Source organism: uncultured Parabacteroides sp. (genome assembly GCF_902493135.1).
Classification (GTDB): Bacteria; Bacteroidota; Bacteroidia; order Bacteroidales; family Tannerellaceae; genus Parabacteroides.
Window position 1 is genome coordinate 1 of sequence record NZ_CABUOD010000033.1, and the last position, 24,893, is coordinate 24,893.

General features: G+C 48.7%; 20 protein-coding genes. 13 read left to right on the forward strand and 7 right to left on the reverse strand.

From position 1 onward, the window contains the following. Nucleotides 1-187, reverse strand: a 187-nt coding sequence (locus RDN79_RS13935) for an AAA family ATPase (RefSeq protein ID WP_298551329.1), incomplete at its 3' end; no start/stop codon positions are given. A gap of 24 nt (nucleotides 188-211) precedes the next feature. Next, nucleotides 212-1,765 carry an ATP-binding protein gene (locus RDN79_RS13940; RefSeq protein WP_298551327.1) on the reverse strand — a complete coding sequence of 518 codons (1,554 nt, stop codon included), beginning with the start codon at nucleotides 1,763-1,765 and terminating at the stop codon, nucleotides 212-214. A 240-nt stretch (nucleotides 1,766-2,005) separates the two neighbouring features. Between RDN79_RS13940 and RDN79_RS13945 the strand changes: the two genes are divergently transcribed. The 9 genes from RDN79_RS13945 (at nucleotide 2,006) to RDN79_RS13985 (ending at nucleotide 14,035) form a co-directional block, all read left to right on the forward strand. Further along, nucleotides 2,006-2,872, forward strand: coding sequence for an ion transporter (locus RDN79_RS13945; protein ID WP_298551325.1), 867 nt, complete (start codon nucleotides 2,006-2,008; stop codon nucleotides 2,870-2,872). A gap of 67 nt (nucleotides 2,873-2,939) precedes the next feature. Further along, on the forward strand, nucleotides 2,940-3,992 hold the full coding sequence (gene trpS / locus RDN79_RS13950; protein ID WP_298551323.1) for a tryptophan--tRNA ligase: 1,053 nt from the start codon (nucleotides 2,940-2,942) through the stop codon (nucleotides 3,990-3,992). 216 nt (nucleotides 3,993-4,208) lie between these two features. After that, nucleotides 4,209-4,724, forward strand: a complete 516-nt coding sequence (locus RDN79_RS13955) for an RNA polymerase sigma-70 factor (RefSeq protein ID WP_298551321.1) — start codon at nucleotides 4,209-4,211, stop codon at nucleotides 4,722-4,724. Between the two features lie 81 nt (nucleotides 4,725-4,805). Beyond that, the gene (locus RDN79_RS13960; RefSeq protein WP_298551319.1) at nucleotides 4,806-5,567 is read left to right on the forward strand and encodes an outer membrane beta-barrel protein; all 762 of its coding nucleotides are present in this window, start codon (nucleotides 4,806-4,808) and stop codon (nucleotides 5,565-5,567) included. A 55-nt stretch (nucleotides 5,568-5,622) separates the two neighbouring features. Next, nucleotides 5,623-6,468 (forward strand): FecR family protein, encoded by an 846-nt coding sequence (locus RDN79_RS13965; protein WP_298551318.1) that lies wholly within the window; start codon nucleotides 5,623-5,625, stop codon nucleotides 6,466-6,468. A 9-nt stretch (nucleotides 6,469-6,477) separates the two neighbouring features. Further along, entirely contained in the window at nucleotides 6,478-9,138 is a 2,661-nt protein-coding gene (locus RDN79_RS13970) for a TonB-dependent receptor (protein WP_298551316.1), read from the forward strand. A gap of 4 nt (nucleotides 9,139-9,142) precedes the next feature. Then, nucleotides 9,143-10,165 carry a DUF4249 domain-containing protein gene (locus tag RDN79_RS13975; RefSeq protein ID WP_298551315.1) on the forward strand — a complete coding sequence of 341 codons (1,023 nt, stop codon included), beginning with the start codon at nucleotides 9,143-9,145 and terminating at the stop codon, nucleotides 10,163-10,165. Nucleotides 10,166-10,246: 81 nt separating this feature from the next. Continuing rightward, complete coding sequence (locus RDN79_RS13980) at nucleotides 10,247-12,970, forward strand: TonB-dependent receptor domain-containing protein (protein WP_374044519.1); 2,724 nt, start codon at nucleotides 10,247-10,249, stop codon at nucleotides 12,968-12,970. Between the two features lie 6 nt (nucleotides 12,971-12,976). Further along, nucleotides 12,977-14,035 carry a DUF4249 domain-containing protein gene (locus tag RDN79_RS13985; RefSeq protein WP_298551313.1) on the forward strand — a complete coding sequence of 353 codons (1,059 nt, stop codon included), beginning with the start codon at nucleotides 12,977-12,979 and terminating at the stop codon, nucleotides 14,033-14,035. 73 nt (nucleotides 14,036-14,108) lie between these two features. Here the strand turns inward: RDN79_RS13985 and RDN79_RS13990 are convergent, their stop codons facing one another. Continuing rightward, the gene (locus tag RDN79_RS13990; protein ID WP_298551311.1) at nucleotides 14,109-14,939 is read right to left on the reverse strand and encodes a hypothetical protein; all 831 of its coding nucleotides are present in this window, start codon (nucleotides 14,937-14,939) and stop codon (nucleotides 14,109-14,111) included. Nucleotides 14,940-15,063: 124 nt separating this feature from the next. Here RDN79_RS13990 and RDN79_RS13995 point away from each other — a divergent pair, with 124 nt between their 5' ends. From RDN79_RS13995 to fsa, 3 genes are all read left to right on the forward strand, one after another. Beyond that, the gene (locus tag RDN79_RS13995) at nucleotides 15,064-15,624 is read left to right on the forward strand and encodes an RNA polymerase sigma factor (RefSeq protein ID WP_298551309.1); all 561 of its coding nucleotides are present in this window, start codon (nucleotides 15,064-15,066) and stop codon (nucleotides 15,622-15,624) included. Continuing rightward, nucleotides 15,602-16,828: an outer membrane beta-barrel protein gene (locus tag RDN79_RS14000; RefSeq protein ID WP_298551308.1), complete on the forward strand. Its 1,227-nt coding sequence runs from the start codon at nucleotides 15,602-15,604 to the stop codon at nucleotides 16,826-16,828. Before RDN79_RS13995 ends, RDN79_RS14000 begins: the two co-directional genes overlap by 23 nt. Nucleotides 16,829-16,904: 76 nt before the next feature. Next, complete coding sequence (gene fsa / locus RDN79_RS14005; protein WP_298551306.1) at nucleotides 16,905-17,561, forward strand: fructose-6-phosphate aldolase; 657 nt, start codon at nucleotides 16,905-16,907, stop codon at nucleotides 17,559-17,561. Between the two features lie 8 nt (nucleotides 17,562-17,569). Here the strand turns inward: fsa and RDN79_RS14010 are convergent, their stop codons facing one another. Then, nucleotides 17,570-19,975 carry an ABC transporter permease gene (locus RDN79_RS14010; protein WP_298551304.1) on the reverse strand — a complete coding sequence of 802 codons (2,406 nt, stop codon included), beginning with the start codon at nucleotides 19,973-19,975 and terminating at the stop codon, nucleotides 17,570-17,572. Nucleotides 19,976-20,292: 317 nt separating this feature from the next. Here RDN79_RS14010 and RDN79_RS14015 point away from each other — a divergent pair, with 317 nt between their 5' ends. Then, nucleotides 20,293-20,901 carry a response regulator gene (locus RDN79_RS14015; protein WP_298551302.1) on the forward strand — a complete coding sequence of 203 codons (609 nt, stop codon included), beginning with the start codon at nucleotides 20,293-20,295 and terminating at the stop codon, nucleotides 20,899-20,901. 7 nt (nucleotides 20,902-20,908) lie between these two features. On the opposite strand, the gene RDN79_RS14020 is transcribed toward RDN79_RS14015, so the two are convergent. Genes RDN79_RS14020 through RDN79_RS14030 form a run of 3 tightly spaced genes read right to left on the reverse strand, consistent with a single transcriptional unit; the run spans nucleotide 20,909 to nucleotide 24,807 of the window. Beyond that, complete coding sequence (locus tag RDN79_RS14020) at nucleotides 20,909-22,222, reverse strand: DUF4933 domain-containing protein (protein ID WP_298551300.1); 1,314 nt, start codon at nucleotides 22,220-22,222, stop codon at nucleotides 20,909-20,911. A gap of 32 nt (nucleotides 22,223-22,254) precedes the next feature. Continuing rightward, the gene (locus RDN79_RS14025) at nucleotides 22,255-23,574 is read right to left on the reverse strand and encodes a 6-bladed beta-propeller (RefSeq protein WP_298551298.1); all 1,320 of its coding nucleotides are present in this window, start codon (nucleotides 23,572-23,574) and stop codon (nucleotides 22,255-22,257) included. A 12-nt stretch (nucleotides 23,575-23,586) separates the two neighbouring features. Continuing rightward, nucleotides 23,587-24,807 carry a 6-bladed beta-propeller gene (locus tag RDN79_RS14030; RefSeq protein WP_298551296.1) on the reverse strand — a complete coding sequence of 407 codons (1,221 nt, stop codon included), beginning with the start codon at nucleotides 24,805-24,807 and terminating at the stop codon, nucleotides 23,587-23,589. Between the last annotated feature and the right edge of the window lie 86 nt (nucleotides 24,808-24,893).

A 24,893-nucleotide genomic window follows, 5' to 3' on the forward strand; every position in this document is an offset into this window, starting at 1 on the left:
CTTGAAAATAGGCTTCGATAGTAGATATGAGCAGGCTTTTCCCGAAGCGGCGCGGACGGCTCAGGAAGTAATAGCGCCCGGATTTGATAAGACGATAGATAAGCTCTGTCTTATCAATATAAAAGTAGCCGTCTTTACGAAGACTTTCAAAGTTCTGTACTCCTATCGGATAAATTTTATTACTCATAACTATTCTTTTTTATGTAAAAAATCACTCTTCAATAATCCACTCCTCAATATTCCGCAACCTGTTACTGAAATTTATTCCGATCCTGAATAATTTCCGTGGGTCGGTAGCGAATGGAAGTGCATACTGCTTTTCGTTGATCTGCTTCAGCGCTTCTTCGGCAGTGCCTTCCAATTTGAATTCCATCACGTAGATGTAATCATTCGTTTTCAAAACCAAGTCGACACGTCCCATACTTGTATGATATTCGACTTGCGTATAAAAGCCGACCAATTTGAAAACGATAAAGAGTACATTCTGGTAATGCAATTCCAGTTGGCGGGCCAATTCGTATGGTGTGTCGGCAAAGAAACTTTGCAGGCGCCGCAAGAATGCGTCAGGTTGCCCCTTACGGATTTCACTGACGAATTTCTGTATTTCGAAGGGAGATTCTATCTTGTTTATACTTGTATAGAATGGCATCAAGTATCGTACAAATCCTTCTTCCACTTCCCGATTGGGGAAACCTAACCGGTAGATCCCGAATTCTTCATCATAACTTTTGATAGTCAGATACCCGCTTTGATAGATTACCGGAATAGGGCTTGACGAATCTGCATAAATGCTATTCAGTACATCCGAACTGGTCTCTTCGTTTGCCATGCGCTCCAGATCATAATGGCTTCGCTTTAATAGCTCAACCAGATAGGAAGGAGTTCCGGTCTCGAACCAATAATTGCTGAACTTGTTGTATTTAAATGTGTTGAGCAGGCTGAACGGGTTGTATATGCCGATGGTATTTTCTGCAAAATGATAACCGTCATAATACTCTTTGAGTTTGGCGCAGGTTTCTTCGTATGTCATGCCCTGTATGTCTGCCAGCTCATGAAGTTCTTCTTCCAGGTTGTCGTGTATCTCTTGCTCGGAAATTCCGCAGATGTTTACGTAGGGTTCGCGCATGGAAATGTCGTCCAGGTTGTTCAGATCGCTGAATACGCTGATTTTTCCAAATTTTGTCACTCCTGTCAGCATGGCGAACTGAATATAGCCGTCCATCGATTTCATTACTCCATAGAATGCTTTTAAGGTTTCACGATACTCTTTTTGTAAAACGTCATCCTCTATGGTTTGCAGTAAAGGTTTATCATATTCGTCTATCAGGATTACCACTTTGCGGCCTGTCTTTTCATAGGCTTTCCGGATGAGTGTGACAAAGCGGTCGTCTATCGTTTCGTCTGATTGGGCAGAACCGTATTTCTGTTCATAGATGAGAAACTGGCGGTCTATCAGCCGGAGCAAGTCGTCTTCCGTATCGAATTTTTTTGCATTCAGGTCTAAATGCAGGATCGGGTGCTCGATCCAGTCTTTTTCCAGTTTTTCCATGGCAAGTCCTTCGAACAATTCTTTCTTGCTTTGGAAATAGGCTTCGATAGTAGATATGAGCAGGCTTTTCCCGAAGCGGCGCGGGCGGCTCAGGAAATAGTAGCTGCCGGTTTTAATGATGCGATAGATAAGTTCGGTTTTATCGATATAGAAATAACCGCCGGTACGAAGCTTTTCGAAGTTTTGTATGCCTATGGGATAAATTTTATTGCTCATAACTATTCTTTTTATCTATCCGAACTGTGTATTCAGTTCGTAATACAACAAAGATAGTAATGTTTCTTCTTATAGCCAAGCCTGCCCGATTGAAATGACTGAATGCCCGCTAAATAGAGAGCCTGCGGCATGTGGACGACGCTTCGTTTTGAGTGTTCCTCCCTTTTATTGATTTTTGTTTTTACTATTTTTGTAACATTAATAAACTTCTACTGTTTTAGTAGAGTAAAGATTCGGATTATGGCATTTTTTTCGAAAATACGGGAGCGTGTGGATGCTTTTCTTCATGATGAGAAGTTGAAGAAGAAGCTGTATATCATTATATTCGAATCGGATACTCCGATGGGTAAACTGTTCGACACCTGCCTGATCGGGTTTATTATCGCAAGCGTGTTGGTGGTGGTATTGGAGAGCATACGGTCTTTTTCATACCATTATACGTTGGGGCTACGGATATTGGAGTATGTGTTTACGGCTTTCTTTACTTTTGAGTATCTGGTTCGTATTTATTGCTCGCCAAAGCCCAAAAAGTATATTTTCAGCTTTTTCGGGATTGTGGATCTGTTGTCGACATTGCCGGTCTATCTGGGCTTTTTCTTTGCCGGTACGCGTTACCTGCTTGTGATCCGTGCGTTCCGGCTGATCCGTGTTTTCCGTGTCTTTAAACTGTTTAACTTCCTGAAAGAAGGTAATATGCTATTGAAGTCGCTCCGGATCAGTGCTCCGAAGATATTCGTGTTTTTCTTTTTTGTCTTGATCCTGGTGACTTCGATCGGTACGGTTATGTATATGGTGGAAGGAAACCGGCCCGGTACGCAGTTCGATAATATTCCGAACAGCATCTATTGGGCGATCGTGACGATGACGACTGTCGGCTACGGAGACATAACGCCGGTGACACCTGTCGGACGTTTCCTGTCGGCAATCGTGATGTTGATCGGTTATACGATTATCGCGGTCCCGACGGGCATTGTGTCTGCCACAATGGTTGGGGAACAACGTAAAAGAAGCAGGCTGGAATGTCCGCATTGCCATCGGACCGGACATGAAGAGGAAGCAGGATATTGTAAATATTGCGGTTCGAAATTGGATTCGCCGGAGACATAAAGATTCGGAATCTGTCAAAATAATTATTATCTTTGTCGCCATTTGATATAAATAATTAAGAAAGAAAATGGAAACAGTAGTAAGCGGCATTCGCCCAACGGGTAATTTGCATCTGGGGAATTACTTCGGAGCAGTCAAAGGATTTTTGCAAATGCAAAATGAGTATAATTGCTTTTTCTTTATTGCAGACTGGCACTCGTTGACTACGCATCCGCATCCCGATAACATCCGTAACAGTGTAAAGACAATCCTGGCCGAATATCTGGCTTGCGGCATCGATCCGGAAAAAGCGACCATCTACCTGCAGAGTGATGTGCGCGAAATTCCCGAACTGTATCTGTATCTGAATATGAATGCGGGAATCGGCGAGTTGATGCGTACTACTTCTTTCAAGGATAAGGCTCGTCAGCAGTTGCACATCGACCGTGTCAACACCACGGAAGGCGATGTGGAAAGGGAAATTTTCAACGAAAGCAACAAACATAGCGTAAGCGCCGGTTTGCTGACCTATCCGACCTTGATGGCAGCCGATATCATTATCCATAAGGCGGTGAAGGTGCCGGTAGGGAAAGACCAGGAACAGAATATGGAGATGGCCCGCCGTTTTGCCCGCCGTTTCAATGCCACTTACGGAGTCGAATGTTTCCCGGAACCCGCTTCTTTCTATTATTCCAGTAAGGCGATCAAAGTGCCCGGACTGGACGGGTCCGGCAAGATGGGGAAGAGCGAAGGAAATGCGATCTACTTGATCGACGATGAAAAGACAATCAAGAAGAAGGTGATGAAAGCCGTGACGGATGCCGGTCCGACGGAACCGAACAGCGTGAAGCCCGAACCGATTGCCAACTTGTTCACTATGATGGAAATCGTATCATCAAAAGATACTTTCGATTTTTTCAATGAGAAATATAACAATTGCGAGATCCGTTACGGAGATCTGAAAAAGCAATTGGCGGAAGATATCAATACTTTCTGCGCCCCGATTCGTGAACGTATCCTGGATATCCGTTCCAACGAAGACTATTTGGCGAAAGTAGCCCGCATGGGTGCCGAAAAAGCAAGCGAGAGCGCTGCAAAAACATTGCGTGAAGTGCGCGAGATTATCGGATTCAGAGGATAAGCATATTCCGGCTTTCTATATTTGGGGCACGGATTACACGGAACTCACGGATGAATGAAAATCGTGAAGTCGGTGTAATTCGTGTCTTTTTTATGTGTCTATGAGGATGATATTGTGCGATATAATTTATTAAAAACATAATAAAGAACCTGAAAATCGGATTATTAAATGGAAAACTACTTTACTTTGCAGTGAATAGAGACAAGTAACAAATGTATGGCGGCAATATCTGCGGGAGAGTTTGAACGTATTTTCAAGGAGCTTTATAGGCCCCTGTGCCTGTTTGCACTCCGTTTTACCGAAAAAACGGAAGATGCCGAGGATGTCGTGCAGCAGGCCTTCGCCGATGTTTGGGATAAAAACAGCCATAATCTGGTAATTGCGAACTTTAAATCCTATCTTTATCAGGCGGTACGGAACCGTTCCCTTACGCTTATCGCCCAATCTTCCGATACGTTACAAACGACAGAATGCATTGCCGATATGGAGGACCTGTCGGAAGAGGAACAGATATATCAATCGGAACGGGATGCACGCCTTTGGGCGGCTATCGACGAGCTGCCAGCCGAACGGAAGAAGATATTTCTGCTTTCCAAGCGGGACGGATTGAAATATCAGGAGATCGCGGAGGAGTTGCATATTTCTATTAAAACAGTTGAAAACCAGATCGGAAAAGCGTTAAAGACTTTGCGGGAAACTGCCGTGCGGATTTATTGTTTCTTTTTTTCTTGAGTGAATAGGGGTTTTTTCAAATTTCCTGTCTTAGTGATAGAAAGGTTAAAATGTTTATGTATCACTAATGCAAAAAGGGAAATGAAGAAATTCGTATTATTTGTGATGTTGATGATGAGTGTGGCATCGGTGAGTGCGCAGCGGTGGTCGCTGACGCCGGAAATTGGGATGACGGCTGTCAAGAGAGGTGGAAATTTCTATGTCAACGAACAGAAACCGGCTTGGAATGCTCGTTGGAAAATGGGAGTTGGTGTGGAGTTTGCCGTCAAACCGGATCGTTTTTCATTGAAATCGGGTTTGTATTACACCCAGCGGGGATATTCGAGACATACGATTTCGTTTGGGAGTATTTACCCGATGACAGACAATCAATCGAAGCCCACTTTTAATGAGAGTTATTATAAGACGAATCGGCATTTTTTGCAGGTTCCGTTGATGGCGAATTTATCATTCCGTTTAGCGGATAATGTACGGTTGAATCTGGCTGCCGGTCCTTATGTCGCTTATTCGTTGGGAGATAAGAATATAGGTAAGTATAACGAATATACGCCGGGTGATAGTGACGGTTATGGTTATGGAAGTTATGGTTCTGGCTCCTATTATTATGGTGGTAACGTGTATGGCGGCGGATGGTTGGGGCAAGGCTTTAGCCATGAAAGTTGGACACACGATAACACTTTCGACTGGGGACTATCGTTTCAGGTAGGATTGGAAATAGGTTCCTGTGTGATGAACGTCGGATACGATGCCTCTTTGGGCAAAGAGTATCAGTATGATTCGGTCGACTTGAAATACCATACCTTCAGCTTGTCTGTCGGGTATAAATTTAAATTAGGAAAATAGACAATGGAGGGTTTTATAGCGATTGTCCGTTGTCGATTATCAATTGTCAATTAGAATGATGAATAACGAGCAAGATGATAGATTTGAAAAACGCCTTCGTTTTGTAGCCCGGCGCTACAAAGAGGGAAGCCTGGATGAGGATAAGGCCTGGGAGCGGTTTGCCGCCCGGCAAGGAATCCGCCGCCAGGTCGCTTTCCGCCGTTACTGGATGGCGGCAGCTTCTGTTGTGCTCTTGCTTATTGGATTCGGTACTTTTTATATGAAAGATCGGAATAATCCCGAATGGGTGTCTGTCGTTACTGCATCGGGACAGTTGAAAGATGTTTATCTGCCGGATAGTACGCTGGTCTCGATGGCCGGAAATTCGACACTCCGGTATGATTTGAAGAAATATGGAAAGGAAAGGCGTGTTGTGGAAATGACAGGGAAAGTTTTTTTCCAAGTGAAGAGGAATGAGGCACGTCCCTTTTCCGTTCATACGGCTCTGACGGAAGTGACGGTGTTGGGAACCAGTTTCCAAGTAAACGAGCAACCGGGCGTTACGCAGGTCAATGTCGTAACCGGGAAAGTCCGTTTTGCTGCTGGAGAAGCTTTGGAACCGGCTATCCTGACAGCCGGAATGTCTGCTTCTTATTCGGATGAGAAGAAAGAAATAAATATCGGAACGGAAGAAAAACCGAATGATCTTTCGTGGAAAACGAAACAACTGCGTTTCAATGATACGCCTTTGGAAAAGGTGATCGAAGACCTGGGGGATTATTATCATGTGAAGATCACGAATAAGACGGGTTCGCCGGATTCCCGGTTGACAGCCACATTCAATGACCTGCCTCTTGATGAAGTACTGATGGTTATCAATCAGACATTGGACATCCGGCTGGTGTCTCAGGCTGAAAAATAAGAATAATATATGTATCGTGTTTACCTGTTTGTCTTCGGGATTTGCTTGTGTTGCCCGCTGATCCGTGCAAAAGAGCCTTTGCCTCTTCCGGCTGATCCGACTCCGACTGTTACGTTGGATATGCGGCAGGTTCCGTTGCAGGATATCCTGCTGGAAATAGAGAGGCAGACCGGGATATTTTTTTCTTATGAATCGTCTATGTTGAAAGAGTACCAAAAAGTGTCTCTGAAAGTGCATGACGAATCTCTTTCCTATTGCCTCAAACGGTTATTCGATCCTCTGTCGGTTGTCTATCGGATGACAGGGCAGTATGTGATCCTGAAACGAAAGCCCAAGTTGTATACGATCAGCGGCTTTGTGCGCGATTCCGCTTCCTACGAGAGCTTGATTTCGGCGACAGTCATAGACCGGGTTTCTAAGAAAGGGTCTGTTTCCAACAATTACGGGTTTTACAGCATAACGTTGCCGCCGGGGAAAGTGGTGCTGACTTCCTCTTATGTCGGGTATGAACGTTGTACCGTCACCTTCGAGTTGACACGGGACACGATGATCGATCTGTCCCTGAAACAAGCCGGCACACTGGGAGAGGTGGTGGTCAGGGGAATTTCTCCCCGGTCGGAAGTCCTGAAAAGCCGGATCGGCGTATCGGATATTTCGGCGAGCCGGGTGAAGTCCTTGCCGGCTTTATTAGGAGAAGCGGATGTTGTCAAGACTTTGCAGCGCCTGCCGGGTACGACAGTCGGTACGGAGGGGATGAGCGGCCTGTTCGTGCGGGGAGGGGATGGCGACGATAACTTGTTCCTGCTGGACGGAAACCCGATTTACCATACGGATCATGTCTTAGGCTTCTTTTCGGCTTTCAATCCGGATGCGATAAAGAATGCCACTTTTTATAAAGGAAGTTTTCCGGCGGAGTACGGCGGGAGACTTTCTTCCGTTATAGACGTTCGTACGAACGAAGGAAACCGGAAAGAGTACCATGGGAATATTTCGGTCGGTCTGCTGGCAGCACGTGCTAATCTGGAAGGGCCGATCATCAAGGACCGGTCGTCGTTTAACGTCTCTGTGCGCCGTACCTGGATGGAGTTGATAACCTGGCCGATAATGACTGCTTTCAATAAGAAATCCGATACGAAGGTAAAAGGAGGATATCATTTTTACGATATGAATGCAAAAGTCGATTATTCTTTTACAGACCGGAGCCGTGCGTATCTTAGTTTTTATATGGGAAGCGACAGCTACCGGAATGGGGAAGAAGCGAAAGACATGCATGGACAAGACTGGGATTTTTGCTGGCGTTGGGGGAACCTGATCGGTTCTGCCGGCTGGAACTACCTGATCAATAAAAAATTGTTTGCCACTTTTACGGGCGGCTATACCCGGTATCGCTCTCATATTATCCAGAAACAGAATACGTTTGTCTCATTTCAGGATTTGGGCGGACAGCTCTACTTCCAGGAGGGGCATTACCGTTCGGCGATGGAAGATGTAAGCCTGCGGGCCTCTTTTGACTATCGTCCGAATGTGGACCACCGTATCCGGATGGGAGGGGATTATCTGTTTCATATTTTTCGTCCTGAACAGAGCAATATGAGTTCCTGGTATAAGGATTCGGTCATTACGCAGGTGAACAACACCGTCTTTTCGCATTCACTGATCCATGGACATGAGGTTTCGGCGTATGCGGAAGACGAGATGTCGCTCACCGACCGGCTCCGGGTGAATGCCGGCCTGCGTTTTACGCTTTTCCATGTGGAGGGGAAGACTTACCAGTCCTTTCAACCCCGTTTCTCTGCGCGTTATCTGTTGGGACGGAGGGTGTCAGCTAAAGTATCCTACACGAAGATGAACCAGTATGTCCACCGGTTGTCCAACAGTTATATCAGCCAGCCGACGGACATCTGGGTTCCGGTGACGGGAAATATCCGCCCGATGAATGCCCATCAGGTGACGGGCGGCCTGGCCTGGCACTATCAAGGTTTGGATTTCTCGGCGGAAGGTTATTATAAACGGATGAATAATCTGGTGGAATATAAGGATAACGGTCCCGCCTTGTCTGCTTTTGCCGGTTGGGAAGACCGGGTAGGAGTGGGAAAAGGACGTTCCTATGGGATGGAACTGATGGTTCGGAAGAAAGCCGGACGTTTCAACGGCTGGATCGGTTATACGCTTTCCTGCTCCGACCGCTGGTTCCCGGACGGAACGGTCAATAAAGGGCAACGTTTCCCTTCCAGGTACGACAACCGGCATAAGATCGATGTTGTGGCCTCCTACCGCTTATCCAAAAAGGTAGAGCTGACGGCCGCCTGGATGTATAAATCGGGTAACCATATCACCATACAGGATGTGAATTACCGTCCATCGCCGGATTTGACGGATGACAGGCCCGGACAGGCTTTCGAATGGACGGGAGGTGCGAGTGCCAGTTCCCGGAATAACTACCAGTTGTCACCTTACCATCGCTTGGACTTGGGAGCTAATTTCTATCGTTACAAAAAGAACGGGCGTATGGGGATCTGGAACCTGAGCTTGTGCAATGCTTATTTTAAGCCGAATCCGTTTACCGTCCGTCCCCGGACTTATCAAAATGAAAGCGGGCGTGAGGTCGTATTGGAGCAGACCTTGTTGTTCCTCTTCGTCCCTTCCGTCTCTTATACCTTTAAATTCTGAAGTCATGAAGAATTGCCTGTTTTTGTTATACTTGCTTTTGCTTGCCGCCTGTACCCGCGATGTGGTGTTGGAACTGCCGTCTGTGCCTCCGCTCCTGGTGCTTAATTCATCTGTCTCGCCGGATGAGGATGTGACGGCTTTCCTGTCGAAAAGCTGGTTTATATTGGACACGATTACGGACGACGGTATTACGGACGGGACAATCCGGGTCTATGTGAACGACCGTCTGCAAGGAACGATGCAACCCGTAGAAAATGACCGGTATACGGGGCAATATGCTTTACCCGGATGCCGTGTCGCTTCCGGAGACCGCCTGCGGCTGGAAGCGGCTGCACCGGGATTCGATCCTATAGAAGGGGAAACGCTTATTCCTGATCCGATAGAAGTACTTTCGGTCGATACGGTCCGCTTTTTCAAGTTCGGCTACCAGGGATATGAATATCCTTCTCTTCGTTTATACATTCGCTTCCGGGATGAGCCGGATAAACGGAATTATTATCGTTTGATGGTGGAGAAGATTACGGAATATCAGAAAGGGGACAGTGTGATAGTCGTCAGTTCCATGTATCGTACGGATTATGATTTATATTCTTCCCTGGGCTTGGTCTATGAAGACCCGGTGTTCCGCACAACCGTTACGAATCCGGCTATAGACCAGTTGAACGGGAAGACCTGCCGGGGCACGTTTACCGATGACATGTTTGACGGAAACGAATATACCGTCCGTTCGTCTTTTTATCCCGTCGATTATTCGTATGCGGGCGATTCGGTTGTGACGACCGTACATTATGATGTCCGGTTGCTGGCTGTTTCGGAAGATTATTACCATTACCTGACGGTTGTACAGAACTTTTCCATCTCGTTGGGCGATGCTTATCTGGATGGGCTGGTCGAACCCTCGGCCACCTATACGAATGTGAAAGACGGCTTCGGTATCGTTGCCGGTTACCAGCTTTATCACCGCCGCTTCACGATGCCTTGCCGGGAGGAGGAACCTTACTGGAATCCGTTTGCCTCATATGATTGATTTCTTTTTTATTTTTCCCATTCTCCGATAGGGGTTTTTTCGTTTTTCCTGTCTTATGAATGAAAAGTCAATAAAGATAAGATGAAGAAGTTTGTGTTGGAGAGATGGTTTACCTATGCTATTGTGTGTCTGAGTTGTTTTTTGATGTCGGAGAAGTTGTCGGCAGAGGTAAACGGTGGAGATGAGGTTCGAACGGTTACATTGAACATGCGGGACGTTTCTTTGAAAGAGATCCTGGCAGAGATCGAGAAACAGGCCGGAGTGACTTTTTCGTATGAATCATCTTTGTTGAAAGAGTTTCGGACGACGAGTTTCAAAGTGGAAGATGCAGCATTGGACGATTGCCTGGCACGACTTTTTGCCGGTTATCCGCTCGTGTACAAGAGGACAGGAAACATCGTCGTTCTGAAACGCAAACCCAGGCAGGTCACGATCAGCGGTTTTGTGCGGGATAAGACTTCCGCAGAATCCCTGGTCGGGGCTTCTGTGTATGATATCGGCAGCCGGTTAGGGATCGCAACGAATGCTTTCGGTTTTTTCAGTCTTACGATACCTGCCTCCGATGATTCGCTCCGGATCTCGGTATCCTATATCGGGTATGAAAACCGCAAACTCGGCTTTCCCGCGTTGGAACGCGATACGATGCTCACCTTGTTCTTACAGACGAATGCTTCGATCGGCGAAGTGGTGGTGACCGGCAATGAGCGTTCGTTGCGTTCGCCCGTCCACAATGTGCAGATGGGGGCTTTGGAGGTAAACCAGGCAACGATCCGCGCCACTCCCGCCTTGCTGGGCGAGGCGGATATTATCCGGACATTGCAGTTGACGCCGGGTGTGTCGATGGGGACAGAAGGTGTCTCCGGCTTATACGTGCGTGGGGGAAATGCCGATGAGAACCTGTTTCTGATAGACGGCAACCCGGTTTACCAGCTTAATCATTTGGGAGGAATATTTTCCGCTTTTAACGGCGAAGCGGTCAAAAGCATGGATTTTTATAAGGCGGGCTTTCCCGCCCGTTACGGCGGCCGCCTTTCGTCGGTTGTCGATGTGCAGACGAAGGAGGGGAATATGAAGGAATATCATGGTAGCGCGTCGCTCGGGTTGATTGCGGGGAACCTGAGCTTGGAAGGCCCGATCGTCAAAGACCGTACTTCTTTCTCGATCGCCCTGCGCCGTACTTGGTTCGATGTGATTACCGCGCCGGCACTGGCGATCTTCAATGCCGTGAAAAAAGATAAGAGTTATGACTTCAATTTTCGTTACGCCTTTCATGATTTGAATGCCCGCGTGGACCACCGTGTCAACGACCGGAGCCGTCTCTTCGTCAGCATTTACAATGGTAACGATGTGTTGAAGGCCACAAGTGAAGACAAGCCGGGAAAGGATGGTTCTATCAGTAGCTATCTGGATAAAACGCATGTTTCCATGCGCTGGGGGAATCTCGTCGCTTCCGCCGGTTGGACGTATGCGTTCAATAACCGCCTGTTCGGTAAGATTGCCGGTTTCTATACCCGTTATAATGCGAAAATATCCTACCGCGAAGAAGAGAAGGAGTGGGATTATAATAACGAAGCCTACTCCTTGAGTTTCGATGAAACGGTCAGCGCTTCCGGTATCAATGATTTCGGTGTCCGCACGTCGTTCGACTATCAGCCGGTGTCCAACCATCATATCCGTTTCGGAGGCGATTATGTCCGGCATGATTTCCGTCCCGAATATAACCGTTTCCTGACGGAGGAGAGCGATCAACCGGATTCCATGCAGATCGGCAAAGTGTTCAGCAACGAGAAATTGCTGGCGCACGAGTTGTCGGCGTTTGCAGAAGACGATTGGACATTGACGCCTGCGCTCCGCCTGAACGCCGGAGTCCGTTTGAGCCTTTTCAATATCGACCGGAAGACCTATACCGGTGTGGAGCCGCGTGTCTCTCTGCGCTGGCTGCTTGGCAAAGACCTTAGTTTGAAGGCTTCCTATTCGAGGATGAATCAATATGTGCATCTTATCAGCAATAGTTTCCTCAATTTGCCGACCGATTCGTGGATGCCTGTCACCCGCAACCTGAAGCCGCTGATCAGCGACCAGTATTCGTTGGGTGCCTATTACAATTGGAAGGAACTGGATTTTTCGATGGAAGGATATTATAAGGACAGCCGCAATCTGCTCGAATATAAGGACGGGCACAGCCTGGTCCCCTCGTCGATCGCCTGGGACCGGAAGTTGGCTGCCGGAAAAGGACGTTCCTATGGGGTGGAATGGATGGTGAGGAAGCCTGCTGGACGTACGACCGGCTGGATCGGATATTCCCTTGCCTGGTCGGACCGCCGGTTTGACGAGCTGAACGGAGGACGCCGGTTCCCTTCCCGCTACGACAACCGGCATAAGTTGAATATTGTCGTCATGCATAAACTCTCGGAGCGCGTGGAACTTTCGGCCGCCTGGACCTTTACGTCCGGTAACTATACCACGCTCTCGACCGAGAATTACGAGGGGCTGAACCCGCCGTCCAAAGACCCATATTATGGCAGTTCGGGGCAAGAAGAGTTCGACCTTTATGGCGATCGCAACAATTACCAGCTTCCGGCCTATCACCGTCTTGATTTGGGAATCAATATTTATCGCCCGAAGAAAAAGGGACGTATGGGGATCTGGAATGTCAGCCTCTACAATGCTTATTGCCGGATGAACCCTTTTATGATAGAAAAGACGGACGAGTATGATCCGGCTGAAATGAAGTCGTATCCCGTGTTTAAGCAATATAGTTTTTTACCGATAATCCCGTCTGTCAGTTATACCTATAAATTTTAAATGAAGATGAAGACGAACAAGATATTCCCGTTCCTGCTTTTGGGGGCAGCTTTCTTTCAGGGCTGCGAACAAATCGTTGACCTCGATTCTCTCAAGCCCGATCCGAAGTTAGTGCTTAACGGAGTCGTAAAAGCCGGTGAACCGGTACGTGCAAATCTTTCCCGTACCTGGTTTTATACGGATGGAAAACCGAACCTGACGATCCCGGGTGCAGATGTGAAATTATATGTGAACGATGTTTTGCATGAACAGTTGGCATTTGTCGCTCCTGCCGGAAAGGATCAGTCCGGTTCTTATGAGGCGGGCTATTCTCCTTCTGCAGGTGACCGTATCCGTATCACGGCTTCGGCCCCCGGCTATCCTGACATAGCCGTAGTTTCGGAACTTCCGCCGCCTATGCCGGTTGCCAATTGTCGGTTGCTGGCGCAGAAATCATTTATAATGGAGGATGATTCGGTCCGTTTGTATGATGTCGATTATACGTTTGAACTGACGATTGAAGATGTGCCGGATGTCGGCAATTATTATCTGATTTATGGAAAAGAATTCTGGCATGGCAGATATGGATATGGAGGCGGATGTGACGGCATCGAAATAAATGAGGGTGATACCGTTTATTGGACTTCTTCATACATCCGTTTTTCCGAAGAACCGTTGTTCAAGAACGAGGTGACCGCTTTCGATTATATTTTCGGTACGGGAGCTACTTCGGACGACTATTGGGGGGCTTTTTCCGACGAGTTGATAGACGGAAGGACTTATACCATGCACCTTCCTCTCGGATCGTATGGCCATACTCTTTATCTGAATAAGGAAGACCTGTCGATCCTTTATCCTAAAACGTTTCGTTTTTATCTACAAGCCATCTCGAAGGATTACTATGACTATCTGAAGACATTGCAAGAACTTCGGACCGGCTCTTTTACAGGCGATCTCGCGTCATCCGGCTTTGCCGAACCGATCCGCCTCCCTTCCAACGTAGAAGGGGGAGCGGGAGTGCTGGGAAGCGCGACGGAATGTATCTATGAGTGGGACGAAAGAGAGATTATCGGATCGTTCCCGTAATGTTTCCGTATCGCTTATTTTTGTCAGCCGGACGGGAATGCCCGCTTTTTCGGCTCTCTCGAACCCCTTACGTTCAGTTACCGATCCGGAACGTCCCGATCTTGCCTGCCGGGTAGAACATGAACTGGCGTTCCATCTTTCCACGGATCGGATTGTATTCGTAGTTGATCCCTACCCCGACCCTGAAGCCGCTATCGTTCACCTTGAATTCGAATGCTCCGCCTACGTTTGTATGGTTGTAGAACGGGTTCATCAGCATATGCGGGTTGTTTCTTTCGTTGTGGTCGTAAAACGTATATTGTCCCCAGCCTTTGACCGTCATCCAATCGGTCACATCGTAGCCGGCCATCGCATTGAACCCGCCCATGAATTTGGGGGAAGGATTGAACGGAGTGAAGTAGCGTCCGCCGAAAGCGCCTCCCGACAGGGAGAACCGGCCGTGTGTCCATAGCAGTTCCGTATTGATCCGGGTAAGGCCGCCGACACCGGGCCATGTGTATTGTTGCCCGCTTGTGATAAAGTCCACTTGTTCGCTGACGGGAACGACCGATACTTCGTGGAAGTCCAGTGCCATAGGCGAAACGCGTCTCAGCATCGGTGTGTACGGATTGAAAAATGGCTGATAGGCGGCGGATGAAATAATCATGTCCATCGGGCGCTCCTGTTTATAGGCGGATCGGACCGGAAAGTCGGGTATGAATTCACGCAGCTTGGCTTCGATCAGTTGCCTGTCCGATGGCGTGTAACTTTTGTATGCGAGTTTGGGCAGGTTCAAGTCGAAAACCGCCCGTTTGGGCACTGCCACCATTTTGCCTTCTCTGGTTCTGATCCAAGTCAGGTCGGATTGTGCCTGCATACATAATGCGCACAACAACAAGATGATTAAACTTATTCCCCGCTTCATACAGCAACTCATTTAATTTCTGCGAAGATAAAAATAAATTTAGATATTTGTGTATAAATAATGAAGATAGGTGCAACTATCCGGAAACCTGTTTCATCATATAATCAGAGAGTAGCAAGTATTTATGGAAGAACAACTGTTAATCGACGGATGTAAGCGTGGCGAAGCATCGGCTCGTAAGGAATTATACGAGTTGTACGCACCTGCCATGATGAGCGTATGCGCCCGTTACGTCCGCGACAGAGAGGTGGCCCGCGACTTGCTCCAGGATGGATTTATCAAAGTATTCACCAAGATACAGACCTATTCGGCGACAGGCCCGTTCGGTGCCTGGGTCCGAAGGATTTTTGTGACGACGGCGCTCGAATACCTCCGTAAATACGATGCTCTCCGGTCGAGTGCCCCGATTGATGAATATGGAGAACAGGTTGAAGATGTGGATGCTTCCGTGCTGGACCGCTTGTCGGCCGACGAGCTGTTGGAATGCATCTCCCGGTTGCCCAATGGCTACCGGACCGTCTTCAACCTGTATGCCATCGAAGGATATACGCATAAGGAAATAGCGGCTATGCTTCATATCCAGGAGATCACTTCCCGCTCCCAGTTTACGCGGGCAAGGAAAGCATTACAGGAAATGGTTCAATCTTTAATAGCGCAGGACAATGTCAGCAGAAACAGAACATAATAAGCAATTAGACCTGTTCAGTTTGAAGGTCAAGCAGAAGCTGGAAGATCACCGGTTGCCCGTCGATGCGGGATGCTGGGAGCGGATCGAGGCGGAGGTGGCCGGACGTCCGCGTCCTTCCGCCTGGCGGATCGGGGGCTGGATAAGTGCCGTTGCCGCGGTACTTGCCTTGTTGCTCGTGATACGCTTGTACCAACCCGACTCCGATCCTGTTCCCGCGTTTGACGCGGGATCGCAAAAGAACGAACAGGTGGCCGAAAGGACGAATCCTGAGAAAAAGGATATTGAAAAGCAACAACCGGGAAAAGGCAGTTCCTTTGCGATCCCGCCTCAAGCGCGGGGACGGATGGTTGCCTACGAGGAAATCCGGGTCGAGGTGGAAGAAGTCGAACTCCCGGATAAGGCGGAGGTCGCACAACCGGAGGTGGAAACTCCCGGCGTACGACATCGAGGGCCGGAACCGGAAAAACACCGTGCCGGCAATCTGATTGCAAGGGCGGACCGGCCAAAAGCAAAAGACGGCAAATGGCAGATCGGGGCCAGTATGGGAACGGGCGGACATTTTTCGTTGGGTATGGGGTTGGATAACAGTCCTCAAGACGAAGTGGTCAATGATCCTCAGCCCGGCTTGCCTCTTCCTCCCGGACCGTCTGTAGATGAGAAGCCGGATCCGGATTTGAAGGGCGGCCCGGAGACTTTCTCGCATGTGGATTGTGCGCCGCCCTTGTCGTTCGGGTTAATGGTCCGCAAGAATCTGAACGACCGTATCGGCTTGGAAAGCGGTCTGGTCTATACCTATTTGTATTCGAAGATGAACGAGGGGCGGATGGCCGGCCGCCGTGCAACATTGGGGCTTCACTATTTGGGTATTCCGGTCAACCTGGTGGTCAAGCTATGGGACCATCCGGATTGGAACGTGTATCTCTCCGGCGGCTTTATGGTGGAAAAAGGCCTGCGTTCCGTTTATCATGTGGAAGCGTATGGCTTGCACGGATCTGAATCGGCTACCTGCCGTTCCGGCATTGGCGGCCTGCAATGGTCGTTGAACCTTTCTATCGGCGTTGCATACCGTTTCTACCGGGATTGGAGCTTGTACCTGGAACCTCGTTATTCTTATTATTTCGACAACAACCAGCCGGTGAGCTATCGTACCGAGAACACGACCTTGATAGGCGTCGGAGCCGGTGTGCGCTTCGAGTTCTGAACGTCAATGGAAATGCCTGAACTATCATGCGGTTCCGCTTGTTATACCATAATAATTACTTAAATAAAAACAGGCGATGAAATTCTTTATTGACACGGCTAATCTGGATCAGATCCGGGAAGCAAACGAGTTGGGTGTGCTCGACGGCGTTACCACCAACCCCTCTTTGATGGCGAAGGAAGGCATTAAGGGAGTGGAAAACCAGCGTAAGCATTACATCGAGATCTGCGAAATGGTAGACGGCGATGTGAGCGCCGAAGTGATTGCCACGGACTACGAAGGCATGATCCGGGAAGGTGAGGAGCTGGCCGGACTGAACCCGCATATCGTAGTGAAGGTCCCTTGTATCGAAGCCGGGATCAAGGCGATCAAGTATTTTTCAGGCAAAGGCATCCGCACGAATTGTACGCTCGTCTTTTCTCCGGGACAGGCATTGCTGGCGGCCAAAGCGGGTGCGACCTATGTCTCTCCCTTTGTCGGCCGTTTGGACGATATCGCGAGTGACGGGATCGAACTGGTGCGCAAGATCGTCGAGATGTACGATTACTACGATTACGAGACGCAAGTGCTGGCGGCTTCCATCCGTTCCACCCAACATATCATGCAATGCGTGGAAGCCGGCGCCGATGTGGCGACCTGCCCGCTCTCCGCCATCAAAGGCTTGTTGAGACACCCGCTCACCGATAGCGGCCTGGCGGCTTTCCTGGCCGACTATAAGAAGGTGAACGGATAATTTCCCCTTTATTCACTCCTTAGACTCCTTACCGGGTTGTTCGAGGCGGCCCGGTAACTATGCCAGCCTACCGTCAGCAATGTGATGGCCAGGACGATAACGCCGCCCAGCAAGAAATAGAGCGGGGAGATGCTCACCCGGTTGGCGAAACTTTCCAGCCAACGGTTCAGCAGCACCCAGGCAAGCGGCGTTGCGATCACGAATGCTACCGCTATCCATGTGATGAATTGCCGGATCAGCAGGAACAGGATGCTTCGGGTACTGGCCCCGTTCACCTTCCGGATGCCGATCTCTTTCGTCCGTTGCTCGGTCGCGTACAAAGCCATTCCGAACAGGCCGAAGCAGGTCAGTAAGAGGCTGATGACCGAATACATCAAGAGCAGGTTACCCATATCGGTCGTCCTCCGGTTGCGTTGCATGAATACGTCATATACATCTATGTAGGTGAAGTATTCGCCCGGATTTACTTTTTCCCACACTTCCCGTATCGTTTCCAGCCCCTTCTTTTTCTGTTTTTCATTCAGCTTGACATAGAGCATCCGGTAATTCTTTGCACCGGCATTGTTGAGGTAGATCAGGGACGGCATCGCTTCCTCTTCCAGCGTGTTGATATAGTGATCGCTGACGATTCCGCAGATCGTGCAGGCTTGTTGCGGGTCGTCTGCCTGGTCACCGTAGGAAAACTTGTCGTACCGGCTGACCGGTTGCCCGACAGGGTTTTCGCCGGCAGGGATCAGGATGTCCGCATATCTCCGGTTTATATAGACCGGCCGGTCATATTTCCGCATCGCTTCCTGAGGAGTCACCCCCTGGAGTATTTGCAGGCCCAGGGTTTGCAGGAGGTTCTCTTCACCCATATATTGGACGGACGAGTAGTAAGACTCTGATCCGTCCTTGTTTTCGATCGTGATCTGTTGGAGCCAGGCGAAGAGGATGGAGCCGCCGGCACGTGTGACCGAAGCTATTTCCGGTCTGTTCTTCAGCTCTGCCGCGAATGTGCTGGCATCCAGGTTCCCCCCTTTCCAGCTTCCGATTTCGATCAGGTTGCGGTAGCATTCCCCTTTCTTTTGCGTCAGTTTCAATTGCGCATGGATGGTGAGTGTTCCGATCACCAGTCCGATGGAGATGATATACTGCATGACGGAGAGGGCGGTGACGATCCTTCTTTTTTTGTTTCCGGTGAAGAACAGGCGGTAGTTGCTATCCGTCAGGTTCGCGATTTTCCGGCTCATGTAGCAAGCGGGGATAACGGACAGGATCAGGATCAGTCCGCAGATAACGGGTAGCACCTGCCTGTTCAGGAAAAATCCGGTGGTGATCCTTCCGGACATGATTCGGTTGAAAACGGGGATCAGGTCGTGGGCGATCAGCAACGAGAGCAGGAAGGCGATGCCGACCGTGAGGAATGTGTCCAGGAACAATTGGTAGTTCATCTCCGCTTGCGTGGCTCCCATCAGCTTTTGCGTGTGTATGACCCGTATCTGTTGAAGAACCCGGGAAAAGCTGAGGTTGATATAGTTGGAGCAGGCGATCAGCAGGATCAGCAAGGCGGATATCAGCCCGATGAGCAGCAACGTTTGTTGGGAACGGGCGACATAAGGAATCGACTCCTGCGTGTAGTGCTGGAAATAGGATTCCTGCAAGGTGTAGAAATAGTAACGCCCTTTCTCCTTTTGCAGGGTAGGGACTCCGTCCGCTTTTATCTTTTGGGCGAATTGTTCTTTGTCGAACGTGGGGGAGACTTTCAGGAGGGTGACTCCTCCACCGTAATAATCCTGTCCGATACCGGTAAGCATGTCGAACTTGAGGTAGGACTGGGGATATTCTTTCAATACGGCGGCAATTTGGAAAGGACGGGAAAGGGGCGTCGTTTCGTCCTCATACCGCATGCCACCGTCCGGCAGGTCTATTTGGACGATCTTTCCTACGGGGTTTGTCTTTCCGAACAGTTTCCGGGCGCACGATTCGCTTAATGCGGCTTTGCCAGGGGCGGAAAGGGCGTCATGCAGGTCGCCGTACAGCACTTCATATTCGAAGAAGCGGTCGAAAGTAGTGTCTGTTATGGTAATCAGGATAGGGTCGTATTTCTTGTCTCCTATGGTGACGGAGTTGCAATCGATCGAGCTGAAGCGCAGGTATTCCTCCACTTCCGTGTATTGCTCTTTCAGCTGGATGGGGATTTTTCCAACTATAAAAGCAGCCTTTTCTCCTGACTTCATCGGCGAGTCTTGCGCCATATAGACGATCTTTTCCTTATTCGGATTATCCGCCTCGATGTTGAATTCATAGATGACGAAGGCGGCCAACAGATTCGTGCAGGCAATCCCGATCGCCAGGCTGACAATCGAAATGATGGAAAACGTTTTATTACGCCACCAGCTACGGAGGACCAGTTTGAGTGCTACGGCTTTCATGACTTTTGCTTTTAATACGGATCAAAGCTATCCCCTTTCTGTGGATGCCGCAAAAGATCGTTCTTTTTTCTTCGGGGAAACCGGAAATTTGTCTAATTATTGGACAATGGGATCGTCATCGGATGAAAGGGCATTTTTGTTTTTATGCAAGTGTAATTTGTTTTCGACAATGTCGAGAATATACACGGCAACGTCAAGAATATATACGGCATTGCCGAAAAGATATGCGACATTGTGGGAAACAAATTACACTTGCATCTGATTGCGGATTTCTTGGCAGAAAATAATAATTTTGTAATCAGAAAAAAAATGAAACTATGCTGGATGGGAAAATAATCCTTGTGGATGATAACGAAGCGGTGCTGAAAACGTTGAAGGTGATTTTGGCACGCGAGTTCAAAACGGTGGTGGGAGTTTCCGTCCCGACGCTTTTGCCGGCTCTGTTGCGTGAAAATGATGTCGATATCGTCTTGTTGGATATGAATTTCGGGATCGGACGGCAGGATGGAAGCGAAGGGTTGTTCTGGTTGGAGCGTATCGTCGACCGGCCCGACCCGCCTCAGGTGGTCCTGGTCACGGCTTTCGGGGATATCGAACTGGCCGTTTCCGCCTTGAAAAAGGGAGCGGCTGATTTTGTTGTCAAACCTTGGGATAACGATCAGTTGGTGGCGGTTTTGCAAGAGGCTTTCCGGCGGAGGCGGAAGGGGCAGGCTGTCTTGCCGACCGGCTCGCCTTCGCCCGGGGCGGACGATCCGTATATCGGAAAAACGGCTTCCGCATCTCGGCCGGTGACGTTGGAGGAGATGGAGAAGCAGTTCATCAGGGAAGTGTTGCGCGAGAATAACGGCAACCTGACTCTTTGTGCCCAACGGTTGGATATCAGCCGGCAGACGCTATATAACAAGATGCGGAAATACGGTTTGTAGCGATGCTCTATCGTACGATGATCATCACATAATCGCGTTCGGGCACCTTCGGGTTGTCCAGTAGTTCGAGCAGTTTCTTTTGCTTGGGCGAGCCGGTGCGTTTCACCAGTTCGCGCATCTCGGTGACGGTGCGGAGCATGTACAGGCAATCGTCCGTCTGTCCGTCCGGCCAGAAAGGCAGCCCGTCGTCCAGGTCGTTGATGAAGCCCCTGTTTTTGTCGGCCGGAAGCATGACCGTCCGTCCTTCTTCTTTCAGGTAGACCGCCTGGTGGGTCAAGGTCGGCTTGTAGGTGTATTCCCAACCGATCCAATCCGCGATCTTCCGTTCTCCTTTTTGGTAAAGCCCCATGAACAGCCCTTTGGGATTCTCATAAAAGGTTTTCAACCATATTTTGCCGTTCGGGATGTTAGCCTCCTTCATCTCTTTCAGGTCAAGTCCTTGCTTCCCGTAACGGATGGCGTAGAGCGGGGCGACGGTTTGCGGGTCACGCAGCTGGTAGACGGTGTCGCAATAGGGCATCATGAAGGTCATCCGGTCCTGCCCGGTGTTCCAGTAGGACGTATGGAAGAACGGAATGTTGTCGGTCAACGTGCGCGGGGCCGGTTCCCCGTCTTTCAACCGGAACTTGCAGAGCGTATCGCCTTGGAGGTTGAACGTCGTGATCCCGTCCGGTTCCCCCAACGTATCTCTGTAATGGCACAAGGTGTAACCGGTGGAGGAGAAACCCAACAATTTGTCGTCGCGCCGGCCGAGCGGATATTTCTCGATGGGACTTTCGGGGAAGATGTAGCTTTGGATCGTCAGCATCGTGTCCAATGGCGGCAAGACGCTGATGCAGGGGACGCTGTCCGTCCCGGTCCTCCGCGTCTCCTGTGTCTTCCCGCTGAGGGCGACATACATGCGGGTGGTTTTCTTGTCGTAGAACATGTTCTGTCCGTTCATCTCGTTGTTCCATTTATAGGCCAACGCCTTGAAACCGTATCGTTTGCTCGGAATGCCTTGTTTGCGGTAATAGATGCGCGGGTTGTTGAAAGTGATAAAGGCATTGCTGTCCGGCAACTCGATCGCCTGGGTGACGGTGAACCGGGCATCTCCGACGGTATAGTATTCGATCGAGGAGGCGATCTGGCTCAACTTCAACGGGGCGGGATTTTCGTAGGCTTGTTCCACATCTACGATTTTTACGGGTTCGGAACGGTCTATCCGGGCTTCCATCTGTGGGGCGGTCGGGATGTGCCGTGCTTTTTCTTCCGTCTGCTTGCATCCGGTCGTTATCAGTAAAACGGATAGGATGCCTATGGCAAAAAGGTGCTTTTTCATCTTGAATCTGTATTTGTAGCGAATGTAATGATTTATTTCAGAGTGGCAATGAAGAGGACCGGATTATCCTCTTCCGTAACTTTGCTTAGCACTTGGACGAGCTTGTCGCGTGCCGGTTTGTCTTTTACTTCTTCTTTTTTCAGTTCGTCCGGGTCGATCTGCTCCAGCAAATCGGAAGAATTACATTCATCGATCCAATACTTGCCTTGTGATTTGTAGTCAACCGTGAAAACGATTCCGCCGGAAAGGTCGTTCTGCAATTCGAACCGCTTCTTTAGTTCGCGGAAGACAAAGTTGGGGGAGCCGGGGAAAGGCCTTTCAATGATGGCGCTTTCTTTTTTCGAAACCCTAACCTCCCTGTTTTCCTTATCATATCGAAACGTGTGGATGACATTGGACTTACCGGCAAGGAGATATAAATACTTTTGGGTGTCATAGAAGTCATAGACCCATAGATATTTAAAGAATGCCGCATCTTTAACCCATACATGTGCCATATCGAAAGGAGGTTGTTCGCCTGAAAAAAGCGTGTAGTGCGGTTCGAAATTCTGATTGCTTTCGTTGTATCGATAGAGGGTGTCTACTCCCGCATATTTCATGACAAGTTGCTGGTTATAGGTGTCTATGGCAGTCCTGCCTTCCGACCAGTATTTCTTCCAACCGTAGTGAGGAGCACAGTTCTCGATAATTTCTTCATCTTTCCCTGCCAGACTTGGATTATAGAATTTTTTTTGGATATTGAAATAACTGTCGGTGAGTGCAAACGACCATATTTCATGTTTGTTTTCTAAAAATAGGACAGGGAGTACCTGTTGTAGGAAGAAATGATGTTTAAAAGAGAAAATCTGATTGCTTGGCCCATAAAATACATTTTCCATTCGACCCTGAAGAGCAACTCTATTGAAAGAACCGTCGAAATTATAGACTTTGATGCAGTTCTTATCGGTTATGGAATAGAGATAAACTTCCTGTTCCGCTTCTTTAATCATCATTTGCCATATCGAAAGGATCTCTTCCGGCCCTTCTCCTTTTTTACCGACTTTGTTCAGAAACTTGCCTTGCCGGTCAAACCGGAATACACCTTCGTTTATGTCGAAAACGAAAATATCATGGGCGGTTACTTTGATATCTTCGATCCTCCGGATAAAAGACTTACTTGTCGTTTCCAACGGGACAATATCCACCTTTCCCACCGCTTCGCTCAGGGGCAGGGAGGGAACGGTGTTGTTCAGGTTCCCGGCCAGGTCGATGCAAGGCATTTGTCCATTGTCGCCTTCTCCGGAAACCGGTGAACTTTTGCTATTGCAGGTTGTGAACAGGAAAAGGAATAGGAGGGGAAGAAGTGTTTTCATCTGTTTGTGCATTTATTGTTTTAACTTAGCTAAAAATAGAATGTTGTTGTCGTTCTCACCGATAGAGGCTTGCAGGTCGGCCAACTTTTTACGCATCTCGTCGGTGATATCCTGGTTTTTCAACGCGTTCTCGATGTCGGTCATGAGGTTGCCGGGTTCGATATTCCGGATATAATAGCCATTGGAGAATGCATAACTGGGATAGCCGATTTCCAAATTGCCGAAATAGTCGTTATAGAGTTTAAAGAAAGAACCTTTTCCTGTTTTTTTGTCCACGATGTAATGGTAAGTCTTTCCGTTGGTCCATGATCCGGGAGCGACTTCAACCGGCGGTTCTGAAAAATCTCCAATGAAATGGTGCGGCCATTCTCCGTATCCGTGCCAGGGGATTTTATCCGTATTGGCAAAGTTGAGTGTGAATGTCGGGATCAAACGGCTATTGTCTCCGTCATATCGGTAGAGCGAATCGACGCGGGTCGGCATTATACATAAAATATTGACATCGAACGCGCCGGGGATATTGAATCCTGATATCACTTCATTACTGAAGTCCTGAGGCGCTTCCAAATGTCCCGGTTCTATGTAGCTGAGCCTGTTCCCTTTCAAATCCTGTGTCCAGGCAACGGCCGCATAGCCTTTGAATGGTAACAGGACTATCGAAACCTTGTCTCCGGTAAGATCGACATCGAATTTTGCTTTCGGACAACGCAAGCAAAGAGGAATCGGGTCTAAGACGTTTCCTTGCAAGTCGTACACTAAAAGTTGCGATGCATTCCAAGGCAGGATATAGATGCGGTTGTTTGCCTCGTCCAATTTGGCATCATACACCATTTGGTATTCGCCGGGGCCTTGTCCGATCGCACCGATGTTGGTCAGGAAATTCCCCTTGCGGTCGAATAGTTTGAATGGATTTGGCCGGCGGCCATGTACCAAGATGTAATTATCTGAAATCGTCACCCCGGTTTGTCCGACCAATGCCTCATCCCGGTTATCCAGTTTTACGATTTCCATTTCTTCCGTGAAGAAACTGAGAGGTATGCGTACGGTATCGGCCAGTAGTTTCTGGTCGCACGACATGACTTTGTCAGTTCCTACCTGTACATATTGACCGACTATCGGGCTGTTGGCCAAAGGATCGTTTGTTTGTGCGGATTGATTTTTACCTCCCGTTCCGCAGGATGTTGCTATTGTGGCAATAAGCAAACTTCCTAAAAGTCTCGTTGTCTTGTTCATAATCTCCGGATTAATTGTTCGTATTTTATTTGTGTTCGATTGTCCGATACAAATAAAGCGATTTAATTTGTTAAAAACAAGTTTGT